The sequence below is a fragment of the Psychromonas sp. genome, assembly GCF_983033635.1.
Genome location: NZ_CEZLMY010000022.1, coordinates 1 through 3,026, shown reverse-complemented (window position 1 = coordinate 3,026; position 3,026 = coordinate 1). Strand labels below are relative to the sequence as shown.

The following is a 3,026-nucleotide window of genomic DNA, read 5'->3' as shown; positions in this document are numbered from 1 at the left end:
CAGTATCGCAGCAATTTGTGGTAAGTATTTGTGATGATAATCAAACCTTGATACTGGATCGGCCACTGCGTTTTTCGCCCTCTACTGAGCTACGATATGGTGGTGTACGTATCGCTGTGCGGGATAATATCCCCTCTTGGGATACTGAGCAGATAGGGATCGAGCACCTAACCATTCAGCTGCCTAGTACTCCATGGTTGAAGCACTTTGGAACGGAAGGTCAAGGTGCCATTGAAGTGATGAGTGATAATAGCTGGGTACGAAATATAAAAATCATTAATGCTGATAATGGTATCGAAATGAATAGAAATACCTTTAACAATACCATTCAAGATGTCATTTTAAGCAGTGATCGTATTCCGAGGCGGTCAGGTCCTTCAGGTCGGCGCTATGATGCCTATGGACATCATGGTATTACTTTAAAAGGTCGGGACCATATGTTAAAAGATTTTGTGCTCGAGGTAAGCTTTGTACACGATGTATCCATGAATAATTGCCATGGTTGCGTGGTTATGAGAGGTGATGCACTGCAGATGAATATGGATCACCATCGCCAAGGTATTTATGACAGTTTATGGACTGAGTTAAACCTGGGAATCCCCGTGCGTATGTGGGAAAGCACAGGTAACCCGGCTGAAGGTTACAACTCAGGAGCCTATAATACTTACTGGAATATCAAAAGTGATCAGCCGGATAAAGCCTATTGGCCTGAAGATGGTGAGAATGGTTTATATCCGCAGTGGGGATATCATAATATCAACATGATAGCTACGGAGCTTCAAGGTAAACCTGCTATTGGCGAAGGTAATAGACCGCTTCCCTATCATCCTGACAATGCCCATCTGGAAGTAATCAGACCATCAGAAATATACCCTGAAAATATTTACCAGGCACAAAGGCAGGCTTATTTGCATGGACTATTATTCGACTTACATAGAAAGCGCTAGATTGCGATAATACTGTTTAGAACAAGTCGGTCTTAGCAACCCCTTAAAGTATTCAATCTATTGTTTTTAAATGAATATTTTTCGCTATTATGCTGAATTTTAACTATTTGCTGAATAATAAAGCTGAAAATTGCAATGTTAATTTTGCATCTGGTTGTAATTTGAACTGAGTCACATCTGACTCAAAAGTCGGCTAATCTTTACACATCTTTACTTTTCTACACTTGAAATAGACATATTAAGCCTTTATATCTAATTGTGAAGTCAGAATAATCTGGCACTATTTTAGATAGGGAGAATTAATGAATAAGTTATTCCAGACCCTCTTTGTGTTACTGGCAATCTCTTCACAGGGGAATGCAGCACCAGTAAAACCGCATCGCAATATTGATGCAAATAAGCTTTTACCTTTCAGCCAACCGGCACGTAGAAGCTCCTACTCAAAGGATCTTGCAGGTCTTTACAGTGTTAAAGAGTTCCAATCGAGTCATATTAAACAGCCCTATAATGAATTTAATCTGCTTTACCAAAATGCTATTGCAGGGCAAAGCGAATTGGAAAACATAACGGAGCAAATTGCGTTGGCAAGTGGCACTGATACTTTTTCATCTGGCGTAAAATCGAAACTGCGTGCCGTCAATAAAATCAATAGTAAACTTGCTGGTAATAGTGAACAGATAACGGATCTGGCCCGTACCTCTATTGTTGCCCAGGATGTTCCTGCATTAATGAATGCCTTTGAATTAATCGAGCAGGAAACACAGCTGCTGCGTATTAAAAATCGTTTTAAAACCCCCGGTGCGTCCGGCTACAGAGATTTAAGTTTGCTGGTGCGTTTACCCGAGAGCAAAATTGTAGCGGAAGTACAATTACATCTTGAAGCATTTTCTGTTATTAAAAATGGTAAAGAACATGACAACTATGAACAGATTCAACAAATCGAGCGCTTGCAGCTAACTGAGAATCGCGATTTAAGTGAAATAGAGCAGGCGTCTATTAATAAGCTTAGAAAAGAGTCAAAACAGATGTACAAGAATGCATGGAATCAGTATTTAAGTGCCTAATAGTTTTGTAAATGCGGTCGCTAAATTCATTATTTTTGCTATTTTTATATATAAGAATTCAAGCTATAACTGTTAAACATTCACTAAAAGGAAACTGTAATGAAGGATGAAAAAGAAAAATTTTATAAAGACCGCAACGTCTGGTTGCGTGGTTTGTTTATGCTGCTTTTTATATTTCTGATGGGAGTGGCTAAATTCGTAATGCTGGTCGTGGTGGTGTTGCAGTTTTTAGTGGTGTTGTTTACCGCGGAGGCAAATGACAACCTCCTGCAGTTCGGTAAAAGCCTGAGTGTCTATCAGTATCAGATTATGTTGTTTCTGACCTATAACAGTGAAGTTCGGCCATTCCCGCTAGATGACTGGCCTGAAAAATAACCCACTGTTCAGGTGAAACTGGCCGCTAACTTGAATTCCTTGAATAAGAACAGAACAGATAGAAGAGGGCTGCTCTTGCCCTTTTCTTTAGCAGCTAAAAGCAAAACCTCGCCATCTGCAAGGATATTGCTATTTATCAGCCGTACTTTTAATAAAACTTTTTCCGCAATATCACTTCTCCTACCTCGGCCTTAACTCTTAGCCATTATAAATTCAGCGCTGGCTCACTTTTATAACTATTAAGATTAAACAGCAGACCAAAATAAAACGGTTATGACCTATTATTTTATCTACTGCTGCTATCCGCGCTGAACTTATCTTCATTGATTAAAAGGAATTTGTGATGTCGTTTAAAAGTATAATAATCATGCTGGTTACACTGCTTGGCTGTTTATTTAGTTTGCCGGGCCATTCTCAAAATGCAGCTGCACACTCTTCATGGGAGCAATGGGTGCTCGATCGCCATCCGGATTTAAACTGTCCCTGGCTAATCTCCTCTAATAAGAAAAAGGTCTGTAACTGGCCGGGAGAGTTTGTAGGTAGAATAGTGGATGACGGCATGCTTTTTGAAATGACGGTGCAGGTATTTTCTAAAGATGCACTGGTTAACTTACCCGGCAGTAAAAGAAACTGGCCGACC

General features: G+C 39.9%; 4 protein-coding genes. All 4 read left to right on the top strand.

All coding sequences use genetic code 11. The features are described 5' to 3' along the window. Nucleotides 1-947: hypothetical protein (locus AC4GME_RS04850; RefSeq protein ID WP_490379078.1), on the top strand; the 947-nt coding region annotated here is incomplete at its 5' end. A 302-nt stretch (nt 948-1,249) separates the two neighbouring features. Further along, the gene (locus tag AC4GME_RS04845; RefSeq protein ID WP_490377018.1) at nt 1,250-2,011 is read left to right on the top strand and encodes a RelA/SpoT domain-containing protein; all 762 of its coding nucleotides are present in this window, start codon (nt 1,250-1,252) and stop codon (nt 2,009-2,011) included. A gap of 99 nt (nt 2,012-2,110) precedes the next feature. Next, nucleotides 2,111-2,386, top strand: coding sequence for a DUF4389 domain-containing protein (locus AC4GME_RS04840; RefSeq protein ID WP_490377019.1), 276 nt, complete (start codon nt 2,111-2,113; stop codon nt 2,384-2,386). Nucleotides 2,387-2,729: 343 nt separating this feature from the next. After that, a partial coding sequence (locus tag AC4GME_RS04835) for a hypothetical protein (protein ID WP_490379077.1) occupies nt 2,730-3,026 on the top strand: 297 nt, incomplete at its 3' end.